At 46.8% G+C, this 26,621-nt stretch carries 28 protein-coding genes; 18 read left to right on the forward strand and 10 right to left on the reverse strand.

The features are described from left to right. Nucleotides 1-46 precede the first annotated feature (46 nt). From ruvX to BP71_RS31300, 3 genes are read left to right on the forward strand one after another with little or no spacing between them, the layout of a single operon-like run. Nucleotides 47-466 carry a Holliday junction resolvase RuvX gene (gene ruvX, locus BP71_RS31290; RefSeq protein WP_496385563.1) on the forward strand — a complete coding sequence of 140 codons (420 nt, stop codon included), beginning with the start codon at nt 47-49 and terminating at the stop codon, nt 464-466. A 37-nt stretch (nt 467-503) separates the two neighbouring features. Further along, nucleotides 504-1,088 (forward strand): peptide deformylase, encoded by a 585-nt coding sequence (gene def / locus BP71_RS31295; RefSeq protein ID WP_496385564.1) that lies wholly within the window; start codon nt 504-506, stop codon nt 1,086-1,088. Nucleotides 1,089-1,111: 23 nt separating this feature from the next. After that, entirely contained in the window at nt 1,112-1,906 is a 795-nt protein-coding gene (locus BP71_RS31300) for an amidohydrolase (protein WP_496385565.1), read from the forward strand. A 24-nt stretch (nt 1,907-1,930) separates the two neighbouring features. On the opposite strand, the gene gatC is transcribed toward BP71_RS31300, so the two are convergent. After that, complete coding sequence (gene gatC, locus BP71_RS31305) at nt 1,931-2,218, reverse strand: Asp-tRNA(Asn)/Glu-tRNA(Gln) amidotransferase subunit GatC (protein WP_496385566.1); 288 nt, start codon at nt 2,216-2,218, stop codon at nt 1,931-1,933. Nucleotides 2,219-2,844: 626 nt separating this feature from the next. On the opposite strand from gatC, the gene BP71_RS31310 reads away from it, so the two are divergent. The 6 genes from BP71_RS31310 to BP71_RS31335 all read left to right on the forward strand — a co-directional run bounded on the left by BP71_RS31310 (nt 2,845) and on the right by BP71_RS31335 (nt 8,827). Continuing rightward, nucleotides 2,845-3,684 (forward strand): MotA/TolQ/ExbB proton channel family protein, encoded by an 840-nt coding sequence (locus BP71_RS31310; protein ID WP_496385567.1) that lies wholly within the window; start codon nt 2,845-2,847, stop codon nt 3,682-3,684. A 61-nt stretch (nt 3,685-3,745) separates the two neighbouring features. After that, the gene (locus tag BP71_RS31315) at nt 3,746-4,360 is read left to right on the forward strand and encodes an ExbD/TolR family protein (protein WP_496385568.1); all 615 of its coding nucleotides are present in this window, start codon (nt 3,746-3,748) and stop codon (nt 4,358-4,360) included. A 25-nt stretch (nt 4,361-4,385) separates the two neighbouring features. Beyond that, the gene (locus BP71_RS31320) at nt 4,386-4,967 is read left to right on the forward strand and encodes an ExbD/TolR family protein (protein ID WP_496385569.1); all 582 of its coding nucleotides are present in this window, start codon (nt 4,386-4,388) and stop codon (nt 4,965-4,967) included. Between the two features lie 27 nt (nt 4,968-4,994). Further along, nucleotides 4,995-5,819: an energy transducer TonB gene (locus tag BP71_RS31325; protein WP_496385570.1), complete on the forward strand. Its 825-nt coding sequence runs from the start codon at nt 4,995-4,997 to the stop codon at nt 5,817-5,819. A 218-nt stretch (nt 5,820-6,037) separates the two neighbouring features. After that, nucleotides 6,038-6,991 carry a substrate-binding domain-containing protein gene (locus tag BP71_RS31330; RefSeq protein WP_496385571.1) on the forward strand — a complete coding sequence of 318 codons (954 nt, stop codon included), beginning with the start codon at nt 6,038-6,040 and terminating at the stop codon, nt 6,989-6,991. A gap of 90 nt (nt 6,992-7,081) precedes the next feature. Next, on the forward strand, nt 7,082-8,827 hold the full coding sequence (locus tag BP71_RS31335) for a tetratricopeptide repeat protein (protein WP_496385572.1): 1,746 nt from the start codon (nt 7,082-7,084) through the stop codon (nt 8,825-8,827). Nucleotides 8,828-8,919: 92 nt separating this feature from the next. Here the strand turns inward: BP71_RS31335 and BP71_RS31340 are convergent, their stop codons facing one another. Continuing rightward, nucleotides 8,920-9,126, reverse strand: a complete 207-nt coding sequence (locus tag BP71_RS31340; protein ID WP_295934679.1) for a hypothetical protein — start codon at nt 9,124-9,126, stop codon at nt 8,920-8,922. 103 nt (nt 9,127-9,229) lie between these two features. Between BP71_RS31340 and BP71_RS31345 the strand changes: the two genes are divergently transcribed. Both BP71_RS31345 and aroC read left to right on the forward strand, forming a co-directional pair. Then, nucleotides 9,230-10,630 carry a BatD family protein gene (locus tag BP71_RS31345; protein WP_496385573.1) on the forward strand — a complete coding sequence of 467 codons (1,401 nt, stop codon included), beginning with the start codon at nt 9,230-9,232 and terminating at the stop codon, nt 10,628-10,630. Nucleotides 10,631-10,635: 5 nt separating this feature from the next. Then, complete coding sequence (gene aroC, locus BP71_RS31350; protein ID WP_496385574.1) at nt 10,636-11,715, forward strand: chorismate synthase; 1,080 nt, start codon at nt 10,636-10,638, stop codon at nt 11,713-11,715. 328 nt (nt 11,716-12,043) lie between these two features. Here the strand turns inward: aroC and BP71_RS31355 are convergent, their stop codons facing one another. Continuing rightward, the gene (locus BP71_RS31355; protein ID WP_496385575.1) at nt 12,044-13,387 is read right to left on the reverse strand and encodes a Gfo/Idh/MocA family protein; all 1,344 of its coding nucleotides are present in this window, start codon (nt 13,385-13,387) and stop codon (nt 12,044-12,046) included. 29 nt (nt 13,388-13,416) lie between these two features. Next, entirely contained in the window at nt 13,417-14,400 is a 984-nt protein-coding gene (locus tag BP71_RS31360; protein WP_496385576.1) for a formylglycine-generating enzyme family protein, read from the reverse strand. Between the two features lie 138 nt (nt 14,401-14,538). Here BP71_RS31360 and BP71_RS31365 point away from each other — a divergent pair, with 138 nt between their 5' ends. Together BP71_RS31365 and BP71_RS31370 are read left to right on the forward strand one after the other, a co-directional pair. After that, the gene (locus tag BP71_RS31365; RefSeq protein ID WP_496385577.1) at nt 14,539-16,431 is read left to right on the forward strand and encodes an ABC-F family ATP-binding cassette domain-containing protein; all 1,893 of its coding nucleotides are present in this window, start codon (nt 14,539-14,541) and stop codon (nt 16,429-16,431) included. Nucleotides 16,432-16,487: 56 nt separating this feature from the next. Beyond that, nucleotides 16,488-17,120, forward strand: coding sequence for a DedA family protein (locus BP71_RS31370; RefSeq protein WP_496385578.1), 633 nt, complete (start codon nt 16,488-16,490; stop codon nt 17,118-17,120). A 1-nt stretch (nt 17,121) separates the two neighbouring features. Here the strand turns inward: BP71_RS31370 and BP71_RS31375 are convergent, their stop codons facing one another. Beyond that, nucleotides 17,122-17,355, reverse strand: coding sequence for a helix-turn-helix domain-containing protein (locus tag BP71_RS31375; protein ID WP_496385579.1), 234 nt, complete (start codon nt 17,353-17,355; stop codon nt 17,122-17,124). A gap of 200 nt (nt 17,356-17,555) precedes the next feature. Here BP71_RS31375 and BP71_RS31380 point away from each other — a divergent pair, with 200 nt between their 5' ends. Next, on the forward strand, nt 17,556-18,125 hold the full coding sequence (locus tag BP71_RS31380; protein WP_496385580.1) for a hypothetical protein: 570 nt from the start codon (nt 17,556-17,558) through the stop codon (nt 18,123-18,125). On the opposite strand, the gene BP71_RS31385 is transcribed toward BP71_RS31380, so the two are convergent. Continuing rightward, nucleotides 18,086-18,613 carry a gamma carbonic anhydrase family protein gene (locus BP71_RS31385; protein WP_496385581.1) on the reverse strand — a complete coding sequence of 176 codons (528 nt, stop codon included), beginning with the start codon at nt 18,611-18,613 and terminating at the stop codon, nt 18,086-18,088. The two genes, BP71_RS31380 and BP71_RS31385, sit on opposite strands and share 40 nt — an antisense overlap. Before the next feature lie 91 nt (nt 18,614-18,704). Here BP71_RS31385 and BP71_RS31390 point away from each other — a divergent pair, with 91 nt between their 5' ends. Next, nucleotides 18,705-19,265 (forward strand): YqgE/AlgH family protein, encoded by a 561-nt coding sequence (locus tag BP71_RS31390; RefSeq protein WP_295934658.1) that lies wholly within the window; start codon nt 18,705-18,707, stop codon nt 19,263-19,265. Nucleotides 19,266-19,279: 14 nt separating this feature from the next. Here BP71_RS31390 and BP71_RS31395 read toward each other — a convergent pair whose 3' ends face one another. Further along, nucleotides 19,280-19,501, reverse strand: coding sequence for a hypothetical protein (locus BP71_RS31395; RefSeq protein WP_496385582.1), 222 nt, complete (start codon nt 19,499-19,501; stop codon nt 19,280-19,282). 169 nt (nt 19,502-19,670) lie between these two features. Here BP71_RS31395 and BP71_RS31400 point away from each other — a divergent pair, with 169 nt between their 5' ends. The 3 genes from BP71_RS31400 (at nt 19,671) to gcvP (ending at nt 24,254) form a co-directional block, all read left to right on the forward strand. Continuing rightward, the gene (locus tag BP71_RS31400) at nt 19,671-20,927 is read left to right on the forward strand and encodes a metallophosphoesterase (protein WP_496385583.1); all 1,257 of its coding nucleotides are present in this window, start codon (nt 19,671-19,673) and stop codon (nt 20,925-20,927) included. Between the two features lie 97 nt (nt 20,928-21,024). Then, the gene (locus BP71_RS31405; protein ID WP_496385584.1) at nt 21,025-21,228 is read left to right on the forward strand and encodes a hypothetical protein; all 204 of its coding nucleotides are present in this window, start codon (nt 21,025-21,027) and stop codon (nt 21,226-21,228) included. Nucleotides 21,229-21,359: 131 nt separating this feature from the next. After that, complete coding sequence (gcvP, locus tag BP71_RS31410) at nt 21,360-24,254, forward strand: aminomethyl-transferring glycine dehydrogenase (protein WP_496385585.1); 2,895 nt, start codon at nt 21,360-21,362, stop codon at nt 24,252-24,254. Nucleotides 24,255-24,344: 90 nt separating this feature from the next. Here gcvP and BP71_RS31415 read toward each other — a convergent pair whose 3' ends face one another. From BP71_RS31415 to nuoH, 3 genes are read right to left on the reverse strand one after another with little or no spacing between them, the layout of a single operon-like run. Next, on the reverse strand, nt 24,345-24,863 hold the full coding sequence (locus BP71_RS31415; RefSeq protein ID WP_496385586.1) for an NADH-quinone oxidoreductase subunit J family protein: 519 nt from the start codon (nt 24,861-24,863) through the stop codon (nt 24,345-24,347). A 35-nt stretch (nt 24,864-24,898) separates the two neighbouring features. Next, nucleotides 24,899-25,492, reverse strand: coding sequence for a NuoI/complex I 23 kDa subunit family protein (locus tag BP71_RS31420; RefSeq protein WP_496385588.1), 594 nt, complete (start codon nt 25,490-25,492; stop codon nt 24,899-24,901). Nucleotides 25,493-25,510: 18 nt separating this feature from the next. Next, a complete protein-coding gene (gene nuoH, locus BP71_RS31425; protein WP_496385589.1) occupies nt 25,511-26,590 on the reverse strand; it encodes an NADH-quinone oxidoreductase subunit NuoH in 1,080 nt (359 codons plus the stop codon). Between the last annotated feature and the right edge of the window lie 31 nt (nt 26,591-26,621).

Below are 26,621 nucleotides of genomic sequence, written 5' to 3' on the forward strand. Positions count from 1 at the left end.
AAGGGAAAGGTCTTATCTTTGCAATTTATTAACATATTTTAAGCACATGCCACGTCTTCTGGCGATCGATTACGGTGCCAAACGCAGCGGAATCGCCGTAACTGACCCATTGAAAATCATTGCAACGGCGCTGGATACCATACCTACGCATGCCCTTCCAGAATTTCTCAGGAAATACCTGCAGGCGGAGGAGGTAGAGGCATTTGTTGTAGGCATGCCTAAAAAACTCGATAATAGCGATAGTGAGAACGCTGTGAGGGTATCAGCTTTTGTGAAGACACTGCAGAAAAACTTTCCGCAGATCCCGGTGCATCTGCACGACGAGCGGTTTACTTCGTCCATGGCACTTCAATCCATGATTGCCGCCGGATCCAAAAAAAGGGACAGAAGAGATAAGGGAAATATCGATAAGGTGAGTGCCACCATCATCCTGCAGTCCTTTATGGAAAGCAGAGGGAATTTGTAAATAGTACATATTATATAGGAAGCAAAAGTTCAATAACATGATTTACCCGATAGTCGCATATGGAGACCCTATTCTGAGAAAGCCCACCCGCTTTATTGAAAGAGATGAAGTGGATTTGAAGAAGCTTTCAGAGGACATGTTCGAAACCATGCATGGCGCTAATGGTGTGGGGCTTGCAGCTCCACAAATCGGTTTGAACATCCGGATTTTTGTGGTCGACGGAACACCGTTCAGCGAACGCGATGACGACGATGAGGATGAGCCGGATCTGTCACTGGCCGATTTTAAGAAAACATTTGTGAATCCGGAGATTCTGGAAGAGACCGGGGAGGAATGGGCGTTTGAAGAAGGCTGTCTCAGTATCCCGGGAATCCGAGGGGATGTGTACCGCCCTGAAAAACTCCGTATCCGCTATCGTGACACCGACTGGAACGAATATGAAGAGGAGTATACCGGAATGGCTGCGCGGATTATCCAACACGAATACGATCATTTATTAGGTAAGCTGTTTGTCGACTACCTGCCGACTCTTAAGAAACAGTTCATAAAAAAGAAACTGACCGACATTTCGAAGGGTAACGTGGATGCAGATTATCGCATGCGGTTCCCAAGCCGTAAATAGGTCTAATCAAATCGACATTCGGAATGCATCAGGAACAAAACGAAGTTCTTTCCATTGCATTGGTGCAAACGGATCTCCATTGGGAAAATGTAACGGCGAACCTTGCATCTCTGGAGGAGAAGATAGCAGCATTGGAGGAACCTGCGGATGTGATCGTGTTGCCGGAGATGTTCAATACGGGTTTCACAATGAACATCTCCCTGGCAGAGCCCATGAACCTGACAACCACCCGCTGGCTGAGGCAGATTGCCGGGCAAACCAATGCGCTGATCATAGGAAGCTTCGCAGTGAGTGAGAGCGGGCGATTTTACAACAGGCTTTTGTGCATGCGACCGGACGGTAGTTATCTCAAAGCGAATAAACGTCATCTTTTCCGGATGGGAGAGGAGAACCGCCATTACAGCGCAGGCGACACACGGCTTCAATTCGAATGGAAAGGATGGACGATATGTCCGCTGGTGTGTTACGACCTGCGCTTTCCTGTCTGGAGTCGTAACCTGCAGAGCGATCCCTACGATATACTTATATATGTGGCTAACTGGCCCGCCAGGCGTGCGCATGCGTGGAATACGCTTTTACAGGCGAGGGCTATCGAAAACCAGAGCTATGTAATAGGTGTGAACCGGATCGGGGTGGATGGAAACGGTCTGGAATATCGGGGCGACTCTATCGCGCTCGATTATCTGGGAGAGCCGATCGCGATGCTGGCGGGTCATGAGACGGAAAGGATGGTACGCATTTCCAAAGCGGAGCTGACAGCCTATCGGCAGAGTTTCCCTGCATTGTCTGATGCGGATAATTTTAAAGTCGATTGTTGAGGTATAGGACAATTTGTCCTATACTTACTCAATCACTTTAGGTACCATTATATAGGTACTATTTTTCGAGGGGGCATTAAACAGTGCTTCCTCCCGCGTGAGGGTGTTGGCACCCTGATCTTCCCTCCAGTTGTTGCCTTCATCCAGAACGTGTGTCAAAGGTTCCACTCCGTCGGTATCGATCTCGTTGAGCTGGTCCATCCAGGTCAGGACAGAATCCATACTTTTCAGAAGAGCAGCTTGTTCCTCAGGCTTTATCTCAAGCCGCGCCAGATGGGCGATCTTATTCAGCGACTCCTGATCAATTTTCATTGTATTTTAAGAATTTGTTAAGTTAATCTTCCTGTTAGACGCGGAGACCCAAAATTACCGGATTTTTGTCATTCCGCTAACGGGGCGAGCCCGGAAATTGATGCCGACCGGTTGGGAGGTCTCAAAAAATCGCGGTAAGCGGCGGATTGAATTAGTCAAATTTCGGGCTATCCGCGGAAATTCCGACCTCCGGATTTTAAAATTGTTGTTAAGACACATAGTAGGAGAAAAATAAAATTTGCTTTTCTAAGGTAATCTTGAAATATTTTGAAACGCAAAACTCCTCACTAAAAAACATGTTGATACACAAGAGGGTAAAGAGTACAATTATATGTAAGTTTCCAAGTTGTCGATATTCGCTTCGCAATCAGTATTAAAACGGGAAAATTTACTAAAATAGAGGGTAAGGTAATCTTTAAAATATGCAATTCAGAACGGAATCTGCGAAAAATTTGAGAAAAAATCTGCCGAAACGCTTGCTTTTTTTTAAAAGGAAAACTCATACTTTTGTAGATGTCGTTTATCCGAAAAGCATTCAAAATTTTATTTTACGAAAACCAGTTTAAACCAAAAGTTTTATTTAATTCACAACCAAAATCTCAATTTAACCTTTAAAAGTAAGTCTGATGGAAAAGAAAGCTACAAGTCCGGCACCAGCTCCAAAGCCTGCTGCGGCAGCAACAAAAGGCAAAGGCGGTTTGAACCCGGCATTGGTAATCCCTCTACTATTTGCGATTGCGCTTTGTGTTTACATTTTCGTGCTGGGAGCTCCCGAGCACTTTAAAGATGGCGATCACGCAAAAGGCCCAATCGATGGAGATTACTACGGAATCGTTTACAAGGGAGGTCCTATCGTACCGATCTTGATGACGTGTTTCCTGATCGTATTAACCTTTACAATTGAGCGTCTGATCACTTTGAACAAGGCAAGCGGCTCAGGCAGCATTGACTCATTCGTTCGCAAGGTGAGAGGTTTGCTTGACAAAAACCAAATCGAAGAAGCAATCAAAGAATGCGATAAGCAAAAAGGATCTGTTGGTAACGTTATCAAGGCGGGTCTTTTGAAATACAAACAATTGACTACAGAAACTGCTCTTGACAAAGAACAGAAACTGGCTGCCCTTCAGAAAGAGATCGAAGAAGCTACTACACTTGAACTTCCAATGCTTCAGAAAAACCTGACCATTATCGCTACATTGGCGGGTGCTTCTACTCTTTTGGCACTTCTTGGAACGGTAATCGGTATGATCAAGGCGTTCGCGGCTCTGGGTACTTCAGGTTCTCCTGACTCTGCAGCTCTTGCGACCGGTATCTCTGAGGCCCTTATCAATACAGCTCTTGGTATCGGTACTTCGGCTATCGCGACAATCTCTTATGCTTACCTAAACAGCCGTGTTGACGATCTTACTTACAGCATCGACGAAATTGGCATGAGCCTTCAGTCGAACTTTGCTGCACATTATTGATAGTTCTCTGAACTATTTTATAGTGAAGTTTCGTTAATATAAAAAAAACTTATATATTTGTATGGGAAAGGTAAGGCCTAAGAAACATGCGCCGCATACTGATATGACGGCCATGACGGATGTGGCTTTCTTGCTCTTGACCTTCTTCATTATGACGGCGACTTTCAAGTCGAACGATGCGGAGATTACAACACCCACATCGATTTCGCAGATTAAAGTCCCTGACGATGATATCATGGTCATTAGTATCGACAAAGCAGGTAAGGTGTTCTTTGGTGTTGATGCTCAGCCGATCAGAGTTGCAATGCTTGATAATATCGGACAAGCGAAAGGCATCACATTTACCGATACTGAAAAAGCGAAGTTCGCGCTTCAATCAAGCTTCGGTTTTCCTTTGAACCAATTGAAGCCCTGGTTGAATATGCCGAAAGAGCAAATGGGTCAGGTTAAACAGCCTGGTATTCCGGTTGACTCCACAGGCGCAAGTGAGCTTGCTGACTGGGTGTATGCAGCACGTAAGGCGAATAGCCAGTTACGCATTGCTTTGAAGGGGGATAATCTAGCGAAGTTCCCAGCATTCAAGGACGTGTTGGCTAACCTGCAGTCGCAGAACATCAATAAGTTCAACCTGATTACAGGTAGTGAACAAGCACCGGCCGGTTATACAAACGAATAGTGTTATCATTTAATAATTAGAAGAAATGGCAGCAATTGAAGAATCCGGTGGTGGTGGGCACGGTAAAGGTGATGGTAAGGTTCGGGCCAAGAAGATGTCCACCCGTGTGGACATGACTCCAATGGTAGACTTAGGATTTTTGCTTATTACCTTTTTCATGCTTGCGACAACCATGTCGAAGCCGACATCGATGTCCCTTGCCGTGCCTGACAAAACTGAGGATACGGAAAAGCCGACTGAGCCTTTGAAGGCGTCGAAAGTATTGACCCTGTTTATGGGAGAGAACGACGACGTGTACTATCTGGACGGGATTGCGGCTGATGATGATAAAGCAGCTACCTCTCTGAAAACAACCCGCTACGGATTTGACCTCAGAAGTGTAATTTTTGCATCTCAGAAGCGTATCAACGCGGCTAACCCCAAAGACAAAGACGGTAATGAGGCTTTTGTTGTGGTAATCAAGCCGACACCGGTATCTACTTATAAGAATATGGTAGACGTACTGGATGAAATGGCGATCACCAAAACGAAGCGTTATGCTCTCGTAGACAATCTGACCGATTCAGAGAAGAAGGTCTTGGGTGACAAAATAGTACCAAAAAATTAAGTTTTAAATCAAAATCAATCAAGCGCCATGGCAGAATTCGGCCCGAATGCAACACTGGATGATATAGTGTTTGCTGATCGTAATAAGGCGTACGGAGCATTTTCTCTTCGTCAGGGTTATCGTAAAGATGTGACGAAGGCCACTATAATCGGAGCGGCGCTTTTTGTTCTTGCCATGTTTACACCGTCAATCATTAACAGCTTGACGGCTGGTAAGGAAGAAGAAGCCCCGATGGTTGAAGTGGATTTGATGAAGATCCCGCCGCCGCCAATTGACCCTGCGGAACCACCGCCACCACCACCACCACCCGTTGAACAACCTAAGGTGAACACGGTGAAATTCTTACCTCCCGAGGTAAAGAAGGATGAAGAGGTTCCGGAAGAGGTTCCGCCACCAACAGTAGAAGAAATCAAGGAAGCTGTTGTTGCCGACAAGACCATCGAAGGTGATCCTAACGCGAACGAGATCATTGTTGCACCTGAAGCTGTTGCCGCGCCTAGCAAAGGAACGGTGGTAGAAGCAGCCCCTGAACCTGAAAAGGTATTTACAGTGGTTGAGCAGCAACCCGAGTTCCCTGGAGGTACCTCAGAAATGTACAAGTATCTGGGCAAAAACATTAAGTACCCAAGTGCGGCATCCCGTGCCAACGTTTCCGGAAGGGTTTTCATGTCCTTCGTTGTTAACACTGACGGAAGTATACAGGATGTTCAGGTTTTGAAAGGATTGGGTTTTGGTTGCGATGAAGAGGCGATCCGCGTAGTGAAAGCTATGCCAAAATGGAAGCCAGGTAAGCAATCAGGACGTGCGGTTCGTGTAAAATACAACCTGCCGATCAACTTCCAACTGGAGTAACGCATGAGGGAGAAACCATTGCATGAGAAGATCCTCGATCTGGCCTCTGTGGTAATGGCTCTGGCATACATAGGAGGAGGGGTCTTTTTGATCCTCTCCTCCTTCTCATTTAGATTGTTGCCGATTGGTAGTGTCCCGCGTTATGCTTTTGCTGGCACACTTATTTTATACGGAGCCTACAGGGCGTACAGGGTTTGGAGAAGAAATCAGGAAGAGTCATGAAATATAGATTGGGAGGATTACTGTCGTTGACTTTGCTCGGAGCGGCAGTACTCATCGGATGTTCTTCGTCCAATAGCGATCTGGATAACCCGCGCCAGGGGACCATTACGGTCGCTGCTGACGAGTCCTTTAAGCCATTGGTGAACTCTTTGACGAATGCGTATGAGGGAATTTATCCCAATGCACATTTCAAAATTGATTACAAACCGGAACAGGAAGCTATCAGACAGCTTTTGAATGATAGTGCAAGAATCATATTCGCAACCCGCCAATTGAATGAACGGGAACTGAATATGATCAAAAAACAGAAGGGGACCCAGAAGTTTCAACATATCGCGACAGATGGCCTTGCGCTTGTGATCGGAAAAAGCAACTCAGACAGCCTGATTACGGTCCCTGAATTGAAAGCGATTATGGAGGGAAAGATTACCGACTGGTCCGGGATAAGGGGTACGCAGGAGGGTTTAATCACTTTGGTGTTTGACAATGCCAATGCAAGTAACCTCAATTTCGTGCTTAATAAATTTGGGATCAAGGACATTCAGAAGCTGAGGATTATTTCTGCGGGATCGAATGAAAACGTGATCAAGGACGTCAGGGAAAATCCGCTGCATTTGGGCTTTATCGGTGTGAACTGGATTAGCGATGGACATTCACTGGCCTCAGAGGAACTTTCTAAGGGTATCAGAGTAATGGGTGTTGCCAAGGATGCCCACCCCGATTCGCTTTCGGAATATATTCAGCCGTTTCAGGCGGGGTTGGAGTTTAAACGGTACCCTCTATACAGGGATTTGTATATCATAAGCAGGGAGGGTTATTCCGGACTGGGAGGTGGGCTGATGACCTATATCGCGCGTGACGTGGGGGGGCTGATCATTCAGAAGGTTGGGTTACTACCGACTGTGGTCTATCCCAGGGAACTTGAAATCAAGAGTGGAAAAGACTTATAATGAACGTAAACAATTAGTAGATTTGGGGCTTGTTATTGAAAAACCAAGTTTTTTATCATTATTTTAACCGGGTAAAAAATGAACAGAAACATGAGAATGAAATTAGTAGCATTGGTATTTGGTTTATTAGCGTTTGTTAACTTACACGCACAGACGGTACAGGATGGCTTAGCATTGATTCACGGAGAACGTTATAACGAAGCGGGCGCCGCATTAAAGAAGCTTGCTGAAGGAAGCCCTTCTGCTGATAACCAATATTACCTTGGTTATTACTATATTAAAACCAACCAATTGGATGAGGCGCAAAAAGCATTTGAAAAAGGCCTGCAACTTGACGAGAAATCGTATTTGAATCAGGTTGGCCTTGGAACGGTTGCTTTGGCAAAAGGTGATCGCGCAAAGGCGAAAGAGCTTTTCGATACTGCTGAAAAGAAGAAGGGAAAAGATGCGGAAGTTCTTTTCCGTATAGGCGAGGCATATACGCTTTTTGAGAAGAATAATGATCCGGCGGAAGCAATTCGTTTGCTGGACGCTGCAATCAAACGTGATAAGAACCTTGCAGACGCTTACATTGCAAAGGGGGATGCATTAATGCTTCGCAATGAAGGAGGTAATGCGGTAACTGCATATGAATATGCGTTAACTGCGAAACCTAACTACCCGGTTGCGCACAACAGTATCGGCTCTATTTACCTGCGTGGTAAGAACTATAACCTGGCTCTTGAGAACTACAAGAAAGCTATTGAGGCGGACGCTAACTTCGCACCTGCTTACAAAGACCTGGCTGAATTGTACTTCTTCGCTCAAAAGTATAAGCAAGCTGCTGAAAACTTCGATCTATATCTTCAGAAGAGTGGTAGTACCGACCCTGAAATGAAATTGCGAGGTGCTCAGTTCGCGTTTACTGCTGACGACTATGCAAAATCATTGCAATTCCTGGAAGATGCCAAAGAGAAGATCAACAATCCTATCACGAAGCGGATGTACGGATGGGCTTATTTCAAGACCAACGAGCCTGATAAAGCGATCCAGAATCTGGAAGAATTTATTAAGATAGCTCCTGATAAGGTGATTGGTGACGACTACAAATATCTTGGCCGTGCAATCAATTCGAAAGCAACAGACGGAAAGGGATATGATTCACTGGGAATGGTTTATATTCTGAAGGGTGCCGATCTGGATACGAGCAAAGCCGAGGCGGCCGCTGCATATAAGGAAGTAGCAGGCTTGTATTATGCTGCAAAGGATTTCCCTAAGGCAGCTGCTGCATACAATAAAGGTAATAGCCTTGATACTGCGAAAGCAACGGCTAACGATTACTACTATGAGGGACTTGCGAACTTCCAGACTGCGCAGGGCATTGTCGTACCCAAATCAGGAGAACCAAATTTTGCGGACAGCGTAAAAATTGTGACAGACAAACGTAATTTGTATCTGAGAGCGGATTCGCTCTTCGCTACCGTAACTCAAAAGCTGCCTGAATGGCCATACGGATATTACTGGAGAGCAAGTACACTTTACAATGCTTACGACAGACAGGAAAATGTTGATAAAGGAATCTCAGCGCCTTATTACCAAAAGCTGACAGAGCTGGCGGAAAAAGACCCTGATCCAAGCAAGTATAAGACTTACCTGAAATTGGCATACGGATATCTGGCATTCTATAACCAGTCGACTGTCAAAGATGCAGCGAAAGCTAAGGAGTACTGGGAGAAACTCTTGAAAGTAGATCCAGACAACGCTGCTGCCAAAGAGGCGTTGGGACTGGCGGTAGCACCTGCTGCACAACCTGCTGCGGCTGCTCCTGCAACAAAGCCGGCACCTAAGAAGAAATAACCTGAGAGATCATCCAAACAAGAGAGCCGCCTGGACTTCCCGGGCGGCTCTCTTGTTTGGATCCGTAGAGTAAATAATATCAGCTAACGTCGTTAACCAAGTGAGGAAAGTCGTGCGAAGCAGTTGTTTAACACTGGTAGATGTACAGTCGCATAGTGGTCATAGCACCATTGTCTAAGCCTTTTAATCTCGACAGGCATCAACATGCGTATTGCCTTTCTGAGTTCCTTTTCAAATAATTTCCGGTCGAAGCTGACTTTTTGAAGAATAATTTTAATGTATTCAAGCATCGAGGCCATAGTATTATGTAGTTTTGTGGTTTAGGGATAACGAAAAACAACAAGGAATCCCATAAAACGCTTTGATTTCAGCAATTCCTAATAAAGATAACGAAAAACTGAAATGAAATTATATGCGTTATTAAATATTTTTTTGTGTTTTTCGGGTATAGCTTTCACGCAACCCACGGATAATCTCGCCACAATCGAATTTGGATCAAAGAATCTGACACTCGATCAGCCACTATTGATATCGGTCGTGTTGCGGGACGCAGATACCCGACCACCGGTTATTTTTCCGGAAATTAAGGATCTCGAGAAGAGGAGCAAGTCGGCCACCAGCTCCGTCAGTATGGTGGACGGAAAAAAAGTGGTAATCCAGACCATCACTCAGGAGTATTACGCATCGAAAGCAGGAAACTATCTGATCCCCGAATTTACACTATCCGTAAATAATCTGAGGCTACACTCAGAGGAGGTGATGGTTGTCTTTGCCAATTCAGGGAGTGATGTTAATAACGCGCCGACAAATGAGACGCCGCCTGTAACGGAACTAGACGATAATAGCCAGCCCGTATTTCTCTCCGTACAGACCGATCGCAGGGATGTTTATATACGACAGGGATTTGCAGTGAGAGTCTCGCTCTATATAGCGGAGAATGCATCTGTGCAAATGGAGTTTTATCGATTTAATGAACAACTCCAATTGCTATTAAAGTCATTACGTCCCGTGAATTGCTGGGAGGAGAATATTGGGGTAGAAGAAATTATCAAGAGAAGGGTCACAATCCGCGGGCGTAAATACGCAGAGTATAATATGTACCAGGCAAGATTGTTTCCGATTACAACGGAGGATATTCTGTTGCCTTCGGTGAAACTGGATATGCTGGTTACGGAGAACGTTGGGGCAGTAAATGTCGATAAGAAGGTAGTGAGACCGTTCCGCTCGAAACCAATTAGAATTACCGTAAAGCAGTTACCCGATCATCCGCTCCGCGATCAGGTGGCTGTCGGGCATTATAGTTTGAGGGAGCGGTTGTCTAGCGAGCTTGTTTATCCAGGGGAGAGTCTTCGTTATATGTTTAAGGTAGAAGGGGTAGGTAATATCACTGCCATTCCTGCACCGATAATTCAGGCAAGCTCTTCATTCGATATTTACCCCCCGGAAGTGAGCCAGGTGGTGAAAAGGAGCTATCAGAGTGTGATAGGTGAGAAGACTTTTGATTATTTTGTTGTTCCCAGGAAGGATGGCGAATTTCCTTTGGGAAGATATTTTCAATGGATTTATTTTGATATTGAAAAGCAAAAATATGATACGCTCCGATCTGCGGCATCTTTGGATGTGAGAGGGGACGATTATAAGCTTGCCAATTTGTCTTTGTCGGGCTCTTCAGGGTTGTATGATAATCTGGAGAACCTTGATAGCAGCAGTGAACGTGTCGATTATAAGAGAATTTTAAAGGATTTGACCAACATTGTGATAGTGCTGTTACTGGTCACGATGATTTGGGTATTTAGAAAATAAGTAGAATGGGTAGCACTTACGGAAAAATATTTAAAATAGCCACATTTGGGGAGTCCCACGGTGTAGGAATCGGGGTGGTGATAGAGGGTTGCCCTGCGGGCGTGACTTTTGACCCGGATTTTATACAAAGCGAATTGACAAGAAGAAAGCCCGGACAGTCGAGGATAACGACGCAACGTAAAGAGGCGGATGAGTTCGAGGTATTGTCGGGAGTATTCGAGGGAAAAACGACCGGTACGCCCATCGCGATGGTAATCCGGAATGAAGACCAGCGAAGCAAGGATTACTCGCATATAGCGGCGCAATTCAGGCCCTCTCACGCGGATTACACGTACCAGGTCAAATACGGTGTACGTGACTATCGTGGAGGTGGGCGTAGTTCTGCCCGCGAAACGGCTGCGCGCGTGGCGGCGGGCGCACTTGCGAAGCTGCTTCTGACTGATCTGGGAGTCAGTATCCAGGCTTATGTGTCACAAGTCGGGGTAATGAAATTGGAAAAGAGTTATCAGGATCTGGATCTTACTGAGACGGAAAAGAATGCGGTACGTTGTCCGGATCCTCAAATGGCGCAGCAAATGTTCGATTACATCGATAGCGTCAGAAAGCAGGGTGATTCAATTGGCGGGGTCGTTAATTGCGTTGTCAAGGGAGCACCCGTTGGATGGGGAGAGCCTGTTTTTGATAAGCTCCATGCAGAACTCGGAAAAGCGATGCTCAGTATCAATGCTGTGAAAGGATTCGAGTACGGCAGTGGTTTTGATGGAGTTTTAGTCCCGGGGTCTCAACACAACGATGCATTTTATACAGATGAGAATGGAGACGTTCATACAAGGACAAACCATTCCGGTGGTATCCAGGGCGGCATTTCGAACGGGGAAGACATTTACTTCCGCGTCGCATTCAAACCGGTTGCTACGATTATGCAGGATCAGGAAAGCGTAGATCAGTTTGGAAACGTCGCGATCGTACAGGGTAAAGGACGTCACGACCCTTGCGTAGTACCACGCGCTGTACCTATTGTCGAAGCGATGGCAGCATTGGTTTTGGCGGACTTCTATCTCAGGAACAGGTCGAGTAAGTTATAGATCAGACTTTGTGGCGTTTACGGCGCTGGTTGAGGTATAGAACCAGCCAGATGGTCCCTATAAATTCGATCGCGAGGCCGGAAAGAATGACTGGATCGCTGAATTGAGTTTTAGAGGAATTTAGGAACGAGCCTACTGCCAGTACAAGCATGCCGGCAAGCAAGATAAGGATAGCGTTTCTGAGGCTTAGTTTCACTGACTACATATTTCGTTGCACAATAGGTATCGTCAGAATTCTCTTACCGAATATAAGAATTCGTGTCGAGAAATGCTATCACCAACAAAAATGGCCCATGACGGGCCATTTTTGTTGGTGATAGCATGTATATTATATGACCTGGGTCTTTCCGGGGATAGCAACAGGATAAAGCCCATCAGGACCTGGCAGGATTTTCGGAGATGCATCCCAGGCCAGTTTGTCAGGGAACAGGTTGATATCTGAATTCAACGCTTCTTCCCATTTAATCATCTTCCCGGAGTATGTCGCCATACGCCCCATAATGGCAGTCATCGTACTTTTTGCGCCATTCTCAGCATCAGCGAATTTGTATTCGCCTTTCGCTATCGCTGCGAACAGCTCATCATGTTCCACCTGATATGGATTTTTGTCGCCTTTGTCGTCATGTTGATAAATCACGCCTCCCTTGTAGTCTTTCAGGATAGTCTTTTTGCCATCGAAGCTGTCGATACGCCCCTTGGTTCCTACGAAAGCCTCGTCAACGCGGTTCCAGGTTCCTTCGAACTGGCGGCATTGGCTGGAAATAACTGTTCCGTCCGCATAAACGAGGTCAAGAGTGTGGTGGTCGAAGATCTCGCCATAAGGCTTGCCGGTACGCACCTGGCGACCGCCTGTACCCTGGATAGAAACGGGATATCCTTTTTTCACCCAGTTGGCAACATCAATATTGTGAACGTGCTGCTCTGAGATATGGTCACCGCAAAGCCAGTTGAAGTAATACCAGTTTCTCATTTGGTATTCCATTTCAGTCTGGCTGGGCTGGCGTTCTTTCATCCATGGACTGCTTCCTACCCAATATACCTGTCCGCCTACGATATCACCCAGCGCACCGTCGTGGATTCTTTTGATTGCTTCGCGGTAGTTGGCCTGGTAGTGGCGTTGCAGACCGACTACGACGTTCAATTTTTTCTTTTTAGCTTCTTCCGCTACTTCAAGCACTTTACGAATACCCGGTGCATCGGTTGCAACTGGTTTTTCCATAAAAATATGCTTATTATTCTTCACTGCCTCTTCGAAATGCGAAGGACGGAAGCCCGGAGGCGTTGCAAGAATCACAACATCCACATCCTTCAATGCGATGGCCTTTTTGAATGCGTCGAATCCTACAAACTTCTGGTCTTCGGGAACATCCACCTTGGTTTTGATATCAACTGGCTGTCCCGCGGCATTTTTATATTTTTTAGCGGTCAGGTTTTTGTAGGAATCATCAAGACGGTCCTTGAAAGCATCAGCCATAGCCACGATCTGCACGTTTTGCGAAGTGCTCAACGCCTGTGCAGCAGCGCCCGTACCACGGCCACCGCAACCGATCAATGCAACTCTGATCGTCTCACCTACGGCACTGTTATAGCCGTAGCCCGTAAACGGGTTCAGGATGGCACCGCCGGCGATGAGGCCCGATGCTTTCAAAAAATTACGTCTGTTTTGTTCCATTATTCTAAAATATAAGAGTTTAAATATGATCAGTAGTCTTCAATCAACTTGGGGTTGTAGTACGCCTTGATTTCTTCAGGAGAAGGCGTTTTAAGAGGTCTAACAACACGGAAACCTACAAACGAAGCGCTGGTCATCCACCATTCGCTTTTCGGCAATTGCGGGTCGAGAATTTTCCACTCGGGTTTGGACGCTGTGCGCGCAGCACTGCGTAGGTCTGCTGCTTCGTCATCCCATGAACCTCCGCGAACGGATGTAGGATAAAGTTCAGTCACAGGAGCAAATGCTTCTCCTGCGGGCTGTTTTGCGTAATAGTCCGGAATGTATTGATCTAGAGTCCATTCCATTACATTGCCATGCATATCGTGCAATCCCCATGCATTGGGTTTTTTCTGGCCGATCTTTTTATAGGCTGCGTCGCTGTTTTTGCGGTACCATGCATATTCATCGATTTTGGATTCGTCGCCGAAAGAATAGGGTGTTTTGGAACCGGCACGGCAGGCATATTCCCATTCTGCTTCGGTAGGAAGACGGTAAAATATCCCTGTTTTTTCATAAAGCCACTTGCAGAAATAGATCGCGGCATATTGTGTCATATTAATTGCCGGGTAGCCAGATCTTCCCATTCCGAATGACATATCTACGTAAGGAGGGCTGGGTCTTGTGCTGGCGTCGGTTTTCTGAACGCTTTTGTCCGGATCCGGGTGACGTGCGCCCATTTCCTTTTCCATGTTTTTAAAAGCGTACAAATCGTAAATATCCCAGACCACTTCATGCTTTCCCATCCAGAAAGGCTCAATTTTGACCTTGTGCTGAGGGCCTTCATCGGCTCTGCGTCCTTTCTCTCCTGCCGGGCTTCCCATGGTAAATTCACCTCCGGGAATGGCGACCATGTCATACACCTGAGGACTACCTCCGATTTTTTGCGTATAACTCTTGAAATTACTGTCCTGCGCTACTGCTTGAAAACAAAGAAAAACGGTTAAGATTAGGTAATGAAATTTTTTGGACATGATAATGAACGTGTTCAATGGAACCATCTAACTGAATATAAGCGGCAATATTAGCCTATTTACCCTATGAAAACGAATTTTTTCTTTGTTGTTTGATATCTGTCCTAACTTTGCAAATTCAGAATTTGACATTTAATCATGAATTACCTTTCGGCAGAAAATATAGCCAAGTCCTTCGGTGACCGGTGGCTTTTTAGAAATATCAATTTCGGAATCAGTAAAGGCGATAAAGTGGCTTTGATTGGTACAAACGGTACCGGAAAGACGACGTTCCTCAATATTCTGACAGGCAAGATCCCCGCCGATGAAGGTGAAGTAAGCATCCGCAAGGATATTCGCGTCGGATATCTCGACCAAAGTCCTGCATTTGATGAAAGCCTGCCGGTCTTGGAAGTAATCTTTTCTTCCAATAATCCTGTGGCGCAAGTGGTGAAGCGCTATGAGCATGCCATTGAAACCGATAACCATGATGAACTCGCGGAGGTAATGGAGGATATGGATAAGTTCAATGCGTGGGATTTTGAATACAGGACCAAGGAGATCCTCGGTCGCTTGGGCATCCATCATACCGATAGCGCGTACGGTACGCTTTCAGGGGGCCAGCGAAAAAGGGTTGCTTTGGCAAAAGTACTTCTGGAAGACCCGGACCTGGTTATTCTCGATGAACCTACCAACCATCTTGACCTGGATACCGTTGAATGGTTGGAAGAATATCTCAATACTTCGAATACTACGCTGCTCGTCGTGACCCACGACCGCTACTTCCTCGATACGGTTTGTAATCAAATGCTGGAATTGGACCACGGTTCGGCTTATAGTTACAAGGGTAATTATTCCTATTTTCTCGAGAAGAAAGCGGAGCGGGAAGAACAGGAAGCGGCCACGATCGACAAGGCGCGCAACCTCATGCGCAAGGAGCTGGATTGGATAAGAAGGCAACCCAAAGCGCGGGGAACAAAAGCTAAATATCGTGTCGACGCATTCGAAGAACTGAAGGAGAAGGCCAGCCAGAAAAAGTTCGATGTGCAAATGGAGCTGAACGTACGCACGTCGAGGCTCGGCAGCAAGATCATCGAGCTGGAAAACATCAGCAAAAGCTTTGACGAGCGTGAGCTGATCAAAAACTTTGAATATACATTTCGCCGTGGCGATCGCATTGGGGTGGTTGGAAAGAACGGAATGGGCAAATCGACGCTTCTCAACATGATCACCGGCGAATTGCAGCCCGATAAAGGGAAGATCTCAACGGGGGAAACCGTACAATTTGGTTACTATAAACAGACGGATCTCGTTTTTAATGAAAACCAGCGCGTGATCGACATTGTCAAGGACGTGGCGGAAGTGGTGCAGCTCGGTACTGGCGAAACTGTGACTGTCGGGCATTTGTTGCAGGCATTTCTGTTCTCGCCTTCCAAGCAATATGATTTTATTTCCAAACTCAGCGGAGGAGAAAGGCGGCGTTTGCAACTTCTGTTAATCCTGATCAAACAACCGAATTTCCTGATCCTTGATGAGCCTACCAATGACCTGGATATCGACAGTCTGAATGTACTCGAAGAGTTTCTGCTCAATTTCCCGGGCTGCCTGATGATCGTTTCGCACGACCGTTATTTTCTGGATCGGTTGGTCCAACATATTTTTGTGTTCGACGGAAATGGTAAGATCAGCGATTTTCCGGGTAATTATACCGAGCTGCGCGACTACCAGGATGAACAGGAAGCTGAGAAGAAACTGGCGGCAAGCAGCAATGCACCGAAGGCTGCTACACCTGTTGCAGTGGCGCCGAAAGAACCCGAGATCGTTCCGGCAGCCACTGGCAAAAGAAAGCTGAGCTACAAAGAGCAAAAGGAAATGGAACAGCTTGAAGCGGACATTGCCAAAATGGAGAAAACCAAAGCTCAACTGGTTGAAAGCCTGAACAATGGCGGTACACATGAAGAGCTGGCTAAATGGGCACTGCAGATTGAGGAAATTAATGACAGCCAGGTGAATAAGGAAATGCGGTGGCTCGAACTGTCGGAAAATGCTTAATTTTAAAAAATCAACAAACCGGTACCGGAAAGCGGGCCGTCTTTCGATTGCAGATTATGGATTCAATTGTCGAGTTTTTCCAGTACATACTTAATTCTGAAGAGATCATTCGTACTGGGGGGCTGTTGGTCATCACCTTCATCGTATTTGCGGAAAACGGCCTGTTCTTCGCCTTCTTTTTACCAGGTGATTACCTCGTTTTTCTCGCGGGGGTATTCTGTGGCACCGGTATCCTGGACGTGCCGATCGCAATTCTGCTGATCAGCATGTTCACAGCGGCGGTACTGGGCTCGCTGGTGGGATATATTTTCGGGAAATATTTCGGAGATATGTTCGAAAACCGGCCGGATTCATTCTTCTTTAAAAAGAAGCATATCGAGACTACCCGTAACTATTTCGAAAAATACGGAAGCCGTACATTGATCATTAGCCGGTTTCTTCCCATCGTCCGCACATTCGCTCCCATCCTCGCGGGACTGGTGAAAATGTCCTTTCCTTCATTTTTGATCAATAATGTAGTGGGAGGGGCGATCTGGATCTTCACATTGACTGGCGGAGGTTACCTTTTCGGCGAAAAATTCCCATGGATCGTAGACTACGTGCAGTACATTATCCTTTTTTTCCTGGCGATTACCACGTTTACAGTGATCAAAGGGTATCTGAATGCCCGCAAAGAAATGGCCGAGTAACTTAGGCCGGGGTTGGCAATGCGGACTTTCCCTTAAACAATACCGCCACTACAAGCGAGATATCGAGCTGTAAGGTTACGGCCAGCTTTTGCAGAATCTCGATATCCAACTTCCGTTTGTTGTTTTCGATCCTGTTAACGACCGAAGCAGACACATTCAAACTAACTCCCAGCGCTTCCTGGGAGAGGAAGGCCCATTCCCTCAATTTTCTGAAATTACTTCCGAAATCGATCATAGTGTGCTTCGTTCTGAGTGACTTGGCAAATTTAGCGGCTTTTTGAAATTGCCAAATAGTTCACGCCCTTTCCGCCCAATTATGTGCGGAAACCGCAAGTTATCCTGCACTTTCCGCAACAGCATCAGGCAAGTAATTCGTTTGCTTTGTGAGGTAGTTTCACATAGTGTTACGGTATGTATACAATATCCACGTCGAAAATGAGAAATCCAGAGACCCGCTACCTGGTTTGTGCCTACATATTTTTGCTATCGATTTTTTCGGTAGCCTTGGCGCAAAAGCCGTATTTCCTCATACAGTCGGTTAAGACAAAGGAAACAACCAAAGTCAAAAAAGGCCAGTTTTTACAATGCATTCAACGAAATACATTTGGGCAGGAAGAGTTTGTGTTTGGAGAGGTGACAACTATTCGCCACGACGGCATAATGCTTCGCGTTAACCCTTTTATCCCTGGTAGCGGTGGTTTTGTATTGTTTGAGGACGTCGTCAATATCGACAAGGTCAAACTAATAAGAAGAAGTATGCTACCTTCATTTGTATGCGGATTCGCGTTAGGGAAATTGTCTTTCGCTTTTCAGCTTTCAAAGCCGGTTACAGGACCATTGGTAGGCATTGGTACTTATTTCATCATGTATCGTTCCGTGAAACGCAAACGAAAGTCCTTATTCGAAAACCGGGTGCCGGAGGCAGTTATTCTGATCCCTCCGGGAGTTTCGGGGCAGGAGGACCACTATTTCAAACCATCCTCTTCCTTAAACCAGCCCGAATAGATCAGGTAATTATTTGCGGTCCGGTCGATGGCGGCATTGAGTTCGGGTGAAACGTCTTTCAGATATTTGGCAGGGTTTCCGGCATATATCGTTCCAGGGGGGACCTTCGTCCCCTGCGTAACGATGGCCCCTGCGGCAACGATAGCACCTTCTCCTATCACAGCGCCATCCATCACAATAGCTCCCATTCCGATGAGCACATGGTCTTCAATCGTACAACCGTGCACGATCGCGTTGTGCGCGATCGACACGTAGTTCCCGACGGTCGTGGCAAAACGCTGGTAAGTGCAATGGATCACCGCTCCGTCCTGGACGTTGGAGTGATGACCGATACGAATGCTGTTAACATCTCCTCTGATCACGGCATTGAACCACACAGTACAATTTTCTCCCATAATCACATCGCCCACGATGGTAGCATTTTCGGCAAACCAGCAACTCTCGTCCAAGATTGGATGATGACCACGAACAGATTTTATCAATGCCATAATCTTATTTTTATTATATTTTTGGGCAATATCAGCTTTTCAGTGCGAAAAATAAATATATTTCGTTTTTGAATTAACAAACTGTCAGGTTATGCCGTCAGCCGCCAACGTTTCAAAAGGGACCTTGCTTATTGCAAAGCCATTTCTGGGAGATCCTAATTTTGAAAGGGGAGTGATCCTCATGTGCGAGCATAATGAACAGGGCAGTTTCGGCTTCGTACTGAATCAGACTACCGACCTTTTTCTGGGAGATGTATTGGAGGAGACGATCTACCAGGATATCACATTACATCTGGGCGGGCCTGTGGAAAAGAACACGCTGCATTTCATCCACCGTCGCCCCGACCTGGTCAATGGCGGGACGGAAATCATGAAGGATGTTTACTGGGGAGGAGATTTCAATAGTGTCAAAACACTTTTAAACCTGAACACGCTGAAACAGGAGGATGTCATGTTCTTCATTGGCTATTCAGGATGGAGCGGCGGACAGTTGGATGACGAGATCAAACAGGATTCGTGGATTATCTCCAGTACTACTTCCGATTTTCTGTTTTCGACACCCCCTGGGAACTTCTGGCGGGAAATTTTGCGCAATATGGGCGGCGAATACAGATCTATCGCTCACTATCCCATTGATCCCCGTTTGAACTGAGTCTACGCGAAAGATCAGTTGGGTTGGTTTAACCCGTTGATGGATTCGTAATCGGATTTGATCCGGGCTACTTCCTTTGTAAGGAAATGCTGTAATTCCTCATTGAAAATTTTCTTTTCGTCATCGGGTAGCGAAGCGTACAGATCTTTCAACTCCTGATTGATCTCAGCTCTTTCCTGCTCTGAACCCGCGTTCATGGAACGGATATGAAACCGTTTGAAATCAAATTTTGGCATAACTGATATGGTATATAATGTAAAATTACCAAAAACCATTTAGCTGTCGAAATTAACCTTCGAAGTTTACTTTCGCCCTTTGCTGTACATTCATCGTGAATTCAGTAACGGCTCTGAACGTGAAAACAATTACAAATGTTTGTCGTTGATATGACAACTATCATTTGAAATGAACAGAACCTTCTTTTTTATCATACTAACTTTCATTCTTTTTGCCATCGACTGGTATGTCTGGCAAGGCCTCCGGTTGGCTATCCGAAATCTGGGCCCGTTGACCCAACGCTGGATTGGGGGAGCCTACTGGGCGCTCACCCTCATCACGCTCGGGGCGTATATTGCGATGCAACTACTTCCGCCCGATTATTTTAAAAGCTCGACGCGGACTTTTGTCGTTGCGTTTATCGCGATTCCCTATTTATCGAAACTGTTGGCGGTGTTGATATTGCTGGTTGACGATGTCAGGAGATTCTTTCAATGGATCGTTAGTTTTTTTGTACCGTCCGCCGCTGCCCTTTCGCCGGAAACGGGTGAACCAACCATCCCCCGGTCACAATTCCTGGCTACGACAGCTGTGGTGGCAGGCGCCGGTTTGATGGGTACATTTGCCTATGGAATTTTGTCGGGTGCGCACGATTACCGGATTCGCCGTGTGAAGGTGCCTTTGAAAAACCTGCCCAGACAATTTCACGGGATGAAGATTGCGCAGCTTTCAGATATCCATTCAGGTAGTTTTTTCAATAAAACGGCGGTGAAAGGCGGTGTCGAGATGCTGATGAAGGAAAAGCCCGATATAGCTTTCTTCACGGGAGACCTGGTTAACGACCGGGCAATGGAGGTAAGAGATTATATCAACATTTTCGATAAGGTTAAAGCTCCGCTGGGAGTGCATTCTGTTCTCGGGAACCACGACTACGGTGATTATTTCCAGTGGGCGGATGTGAATGCCAAAACCAATAACCTGGCAGATCTGAAAAAGGCGCATGAATTACTAGGTTGGAAATTGATGCTTGATGAAAACCGGCCAATTACTGTGGACGGGGAATCGATCGGTTTGATCGGTATCCAAAACTGGGGAGCCGGGAACTTTGCCAAATACGGGAATCTTGAAAAAGCATATCAGCACACGGACAACTACCCGGTGAAAATATTGCTTTCTCATGACCCCAGCCATTGGGAGGCACAGGTTCTGCCGCAGTATAAGGATATCGATCTGGCGCTGGCCGGACATACACATGGGATGCAATTCGGTGTTGAGATTGGTAAGTTGAAATGGAGTCCGGTACAATACCGCTACAAGCAATGGGCCGGGCTGTATGAAGAAGACAATCAGTATTTGTATGTCAATCGGGGATTTGGCTACCTGGGTTATCCCGGCCGTGTAGGTATTCTGCCCGAAATTACGATCCTTGAATTGGTAAAAACCTGAAATTTTCTGAAAATTGCGTAAGGTTGCCGCAATGCATACCTAAAACAATATGTATTCGTTGCATATTTAACCTTTGATGATCCATTGCATGAAAATCATGAAGAAAATCACTCCCTGGCTTCTGGTACTGGCACTGATCTGCGGTATTTCAGGTGTAGAAACTGTTTCCGCCAAATCTGCTTCGACCAAAACAGAACTGTTTGGCAAAAAGAAGAAGTACAAGGGCTATAAGAAGCCAAGGTCTAAGAAATTCCTCGGTATATTCAAACGGAAAACGGATTGCGGCTGCCCTAACCACTAGGAACTTCCCGCCGTTACATTTTGTACATAATCAAGAGTAAGCATAGCCATCAATCTCTGAGAGATTTGGTTGGATTTGCTTACTTTTGTATTTTAAAATCACCTAATAGCGGCATTCCCAGCCTAACTTGAATGAAAGTTAATCTTCGAAACCAGGACAAGTTTGAAAACCGTCACCACGGTAAAGATGAACAGGAATTGCAGGAAATCCTGAACACCATCGGAGTCGGATCAGTGGATGAGCTGATCGATCAGACCCTGCCTTCCGCCATTCGTTTACAAAAGCCACTGAATTTGCCTAGGGCTAAGTCGGAGCAGGAATTTTTACAATACATCAGAAAGATCGCATCCAAGAATGCGGTTTTGAAATCGTATATCGGTACAGGCTATTACGATACCGTCACGCCTAATGTGATTCTTCGGAATATTCTGGAAAACCCCGCATGGTATACGGCTTATACGCCTTATCAGGCTGAGATCGCACAAGGCAGGTTGGAAATGCTGTTGAATTTCCAGACTGTTGTCACTGATCTGACCGGAATGGAGATCGCGAACGCATCGCTGCTGGATGAGGCTACTGCGGCGGCTGAGGCTATGACCATGCTGCACAGTGCAAGCACAGGAGCCAGGAAAAAGGCTAATACATTCTTTGTTTCAGAACTTTGTCATCCCCAAACGATTGACCTGATCTACACCCGTGCGAAACCAATCGGGATCGAGGTGGTCGTAGGTAACCATGCCACGGTGGATCTGACCAATGAGGACATATACGGCGCACTGGTACAATACCCGGCGACCGACGGAGAGGTGATCGATTATACAGACTTTATCGCTGCTGCGCATGAACTCGGCATTACCGTCGCCGTAGCCGCGGACCTGCTTGCCTTGACATTGTTGAAATCACCAGGTGAAATGGGAGCGGACGTGGTTGTCGGTTCGTCACAACGTTTCGGGGTGCCGATGGGTTACGGAGGCCCACATGCCGCGTACTTTGCAACCAGGGACGCATTCAAACGGCAAATTCCGGGACGTATCATCGGAGTTTCGGTAGATGGGGAAGGAAACCGCGCGTTGAGAATGGCGCTGCAAACCCGCGAGCAGCATATCCGTCGTGAAAAAGCGACATCCAATATTTGTACCGCGCAGGTACTGTTGGCCGTGATTGCGGGAGCATATTCGGTGTACCATGGACCGGAAGGCATCAAAGGCATTGCTTCACGCGTCCACGGGCTCACCCGTCTTTTTGTGGATACCGTCCGCAAATTCAACTTCGATGTCGTTACAGAAAATTATTTTGATACCGTAACAATCCGGACTCCATTAACCAGAAAGCTACGTGAACAGGCTGTAAAATGGGGAATCAATTTGAGGTATAATGGCGAGGAAAGTATTTCTATTTCCTTCGACGAAGCGAAGACATTTGATGATGTAATCGCATTGCTGAACGTATTTGCAGAAGTGTCGGGCTTCCAGGGTGAAATGGTGATCGATGAAGAATTGGAGTTTTTCATTCCGGAGAACCTGATCAGACACTCTGATTACCTGACCCACCCGGTTTTCAATACGCACCACACCGAGCATGAAATGCTGCGGTACCTGAAGTCATTGGAAAATAAAGACCTTTCGCTGGTTCATTCCATGATCTCGTTGGGAAGCTGTACGATGAAGTTGAACGCAACCGCTGAGATGATTCCATTGACCTGGCCTGAATTTGGTGGCGTGCACCCATTTGCACCTACGAACCAGGTTGGAGGTTACGCCCAGCTCGTAAGCGAGCTCAATACCTGGCTTTGTGAGATCACGGGATTTGCTGCGATGTCGTTCCAACCCAATTCGGGTGCGCAAGGCGAATACGCGGGCCTGATGGCGATTCGCGCATACCACGAGAGCCGCGGTGAAGCACACCGTAATGTGGCATTGATCCCTTCATCGGCACATGGCACCAACCCTGCATCGGCTGTAATGGCCGGTATGAAAGTGGTGGTTACTAAATGCGATGAGCGCGGTAACATCGACGTGGAGGATTTGCGTGCGAAGGCGGAACAATATGCGAACGAACTGTCCTGTTTGATGGTAACCTATCCGTCGACACACGGAGTGTACGAAGAAAGCATTATTGAGATCTGTTCGATGATTCATTCATTCGGAGGTCAGGTGTATATGGATGGCGCAAATATGAATGCGCAGGTAGGTTTGACAAGTCCCGCCAGTATCGGTGCCGACGTTTGTCATTTGAATTTACATAAGACATTCTGTATTCCTCACGGCGGCGGAGGCCCGGGGGTAGGTCCTATCGGTGTAGCCGAGCACCTCATGCCATTTCTGCCAGGACATGTAAATTTCAGTACGCGGCCGGAATATCTGCCTGCGGGACAAGCCGGGGCTGTATCGGCCGCACCTTACGGCAGCGCAAGTATCCTGACGATCTCTTATGCATACATTGCGATGATGGGCGGTGATGGGCTTACCAATGCAACTAAATATGCAATCCTGAATGCCAATTATATTAAGGAGCGCCTAAGCGGGCACTATGAAGTGCTTTATACTGGTACAAATGGCCGTTGTGCGCATGAAATGATTCTCGACTGTCGTTCGTTTAAAGCGGCCGGTGTGGAGGCTGAAGACTTAGCGAAACGCCTGATGGATTACGGATTCCACGCACCGACCCTTTCGTTCCCTGTTGCAGGGACATTGATGATCGAACCGACAGAATCGGAGTCCAAAGCTGAGCTGGACCGTTTTTGTGATGCGATGATTGCGATACGGAATGAGGTGCGTGAAGTAGAGGAAGGAACTGCTGATCGCTCGGACAACGTACTTAAAAATGCCCCGCATACGTCGCGGGTTCTTTTGAGCGAGGGATGGAACCGGTCGTATAGCCGTGAAAAGGCTGCATTCCCGCTTCCGTATCTGCGGTTCAACAAGTTCTGGCCAACCGTAAGCCGCGTGGACAGTGCCTACGGAGATCGTAACCTGATCTGCTCATGTATTCCGGTTGAGGCCTATTCAGAAGTGGAGCAGGCTTGATCGATGGCGCGATAATAACAAAAAAGAGATGCTCCAACGAGCATCTCTTTTTTGTTGAGCAATAGCCCAGCTTTTAAAGGCTGGGTCTACTTAGAAGTGGCGTTCGCCGATCTCTCTTTTACCCAGCATTACAGCTCCTACCATTGCCACGAGCAGGAGGATAGACGCCAGCTCAAAAGGCAGCAGATAATCACGGAAAAGCATATGCCCCAGGCTTTCAATCATCCCTATTTGTGAATCGTAGGTCTGTGGATCGAATGGTGCGATAGCAGTTTTGCGATAAGCCCCAAAGAGGATCACAAATACAGTTCCGCCTACAATGGTGGCGGCTATCTTGGTCAAATTGGTCTTGGCCTCCTCATGGTCCTGCTTCATATTTAAGAACATGATCACAAAAAGGAAAAGTACCATAATCGCCCCCGCGTACACGATAATGTTCACGGCCGCCAGGAATTGCGCATTCAGCAGGATATAATGTCCTGAAAGCGTAAAGAACGTCAGGATCAGGTACAGGACGCTGTGAATGGGGTTACGCGATACCACGACCATCACGGCACTCAGGATGGTCAGGAATGATAGGAAGTAAAAAAAGGATACTGCTGAATTCATAATGTTAGTAACTGCTGACAGTCTTGGTTTACCACTCAGGGAATAGCTCTCGGAACAACGTTGGTGACCTCACCACTGGCTCTTTTGGCATCCAGCGCACGCGCTTCTTCCTTGGTCCAGGCTTCGCGGGTATAGCGGTTGTTCATATCTTCCACGAGCAGGTCTTTGCCCCAGATCACCTGGTCGCGCTCGGTAAATACCGGAACGAACTCGTCGTGGCGCAGGTAGACCGCCTGTTTCGGGCAGGCTTCCTCGCAAAGGCCGCAGAAAATACAGCGCAGCATATTCACTTCGTAAACTGCCGCATATTTTTCTTCACGGTAAAGGGTTTCTTCGCCTTTTACACGTTCGGCAGCGACCATGGAAATCGCTTCGGCAGGGCAAGCTACTGCGCACAATCCGCAGGCGGTGCATCGTTCGCGGCCATCCGCATCTCTTTTCAGGATATGTCTTCCCCGGAAAACAGGCCCGAGGTACCGTTTCACTTCCGGGTATTGGATCGTTACTTTTTTGGCGAAAAAGTGCTTGATCGTAATCGCCAGACCGGTTGCAATAGCCGGCAGGTAGGCGCGCTCCGCCAGCGTCATTTCTTTATTGCTTACTTGCTTTGAGCGATTTGTCAATTGCATGGCAATACGATTTTGGAATTAATTCAACCACGCGGTGATCACAGGCTTCAAGAAAAGCACAGCTGCACCAGTGATTATAATGTTAAAAATAGCAAGAGGGATCAGCTTTTTCCAGCCGAGGTTCATCAACTGATCATAGCGGAAACGCGGGATCGTCCAGCGTACCCACATGTAGAAGAACACAAAGAACAGTGCTTTTCCGAAGAAAACAGCCGTTCCGATCAATGTTGCTACGTTGTGGCCTGTTTCGGTACCCAATGCTTTAACCAGTTGCGCATATACGAAATCCATTCCCGGATAGTTATAACCGCCGAAATACAGCACGGAAATGATCGCTGAGGAAATGAACATGTTGATATACTCAGCGAACAGGTAGAAACCGAGCTTCATACTGCCATATTCGGTGTGATAACCCCCTACAAGCTCTGTTTCACACTCGGGAAGGTCGAAAGGTACACGATTACATTCCGCGAATGAGCAGGTAATGAAAATGATGAAACCCAGCGGCTGGTAGAAGATATTCCAGTTCATACCGTGCTGTTGAGCTACGATTTCGCCCAGTGAAAGTGAGCTGCTCATCATCAGGATGGCGATGAGCGAAAGGCCCATTGCTACCTCGTAACTAATGTTCTGAGAAGCCGCGCGGATCGCTCCGAGAAGCGAGAACTTGTTGTTGGAAGCCCATCCACCGACCATAATTCCGTAAACGCCCAATGCAACAACGCCAAAAACGTACAGGATACCGATGTTAGATTCCACACCCTGCAATGCCACTTCATGGCCCGCAATGCGGAATGTGCTGCCGAACGGGATTACTGCGCTTGCGAGCAAGGCTGTAAGCATAGCCAAACTCGGTCCGGCGATAAAGAGCCATTTGTTAGCTAATGCAGGGATAAAATCTTCTTTAAAAAACATTTTACCCGCATCCGCCATCGGTTGCAAAAGCCCGCCCCAACCGGCGCGGTTAGGCCCGCTGCGGTCCTGAATGAAGCCTGCTACCTTACGCTCGGCCCATGTGGAGTACATGGCGATCACCAGGGTAAGGCCGAAAACGACTACGATGGTGGAGGTCTTAACCAAAAATTCTACTAAATCCATTTGAAAGCAATTTTATCCGGCTGCTTTGACT

It is taken from the genome of Dyadobacter ginsengisoli DSM 21015, assembly GCF_059568735.1.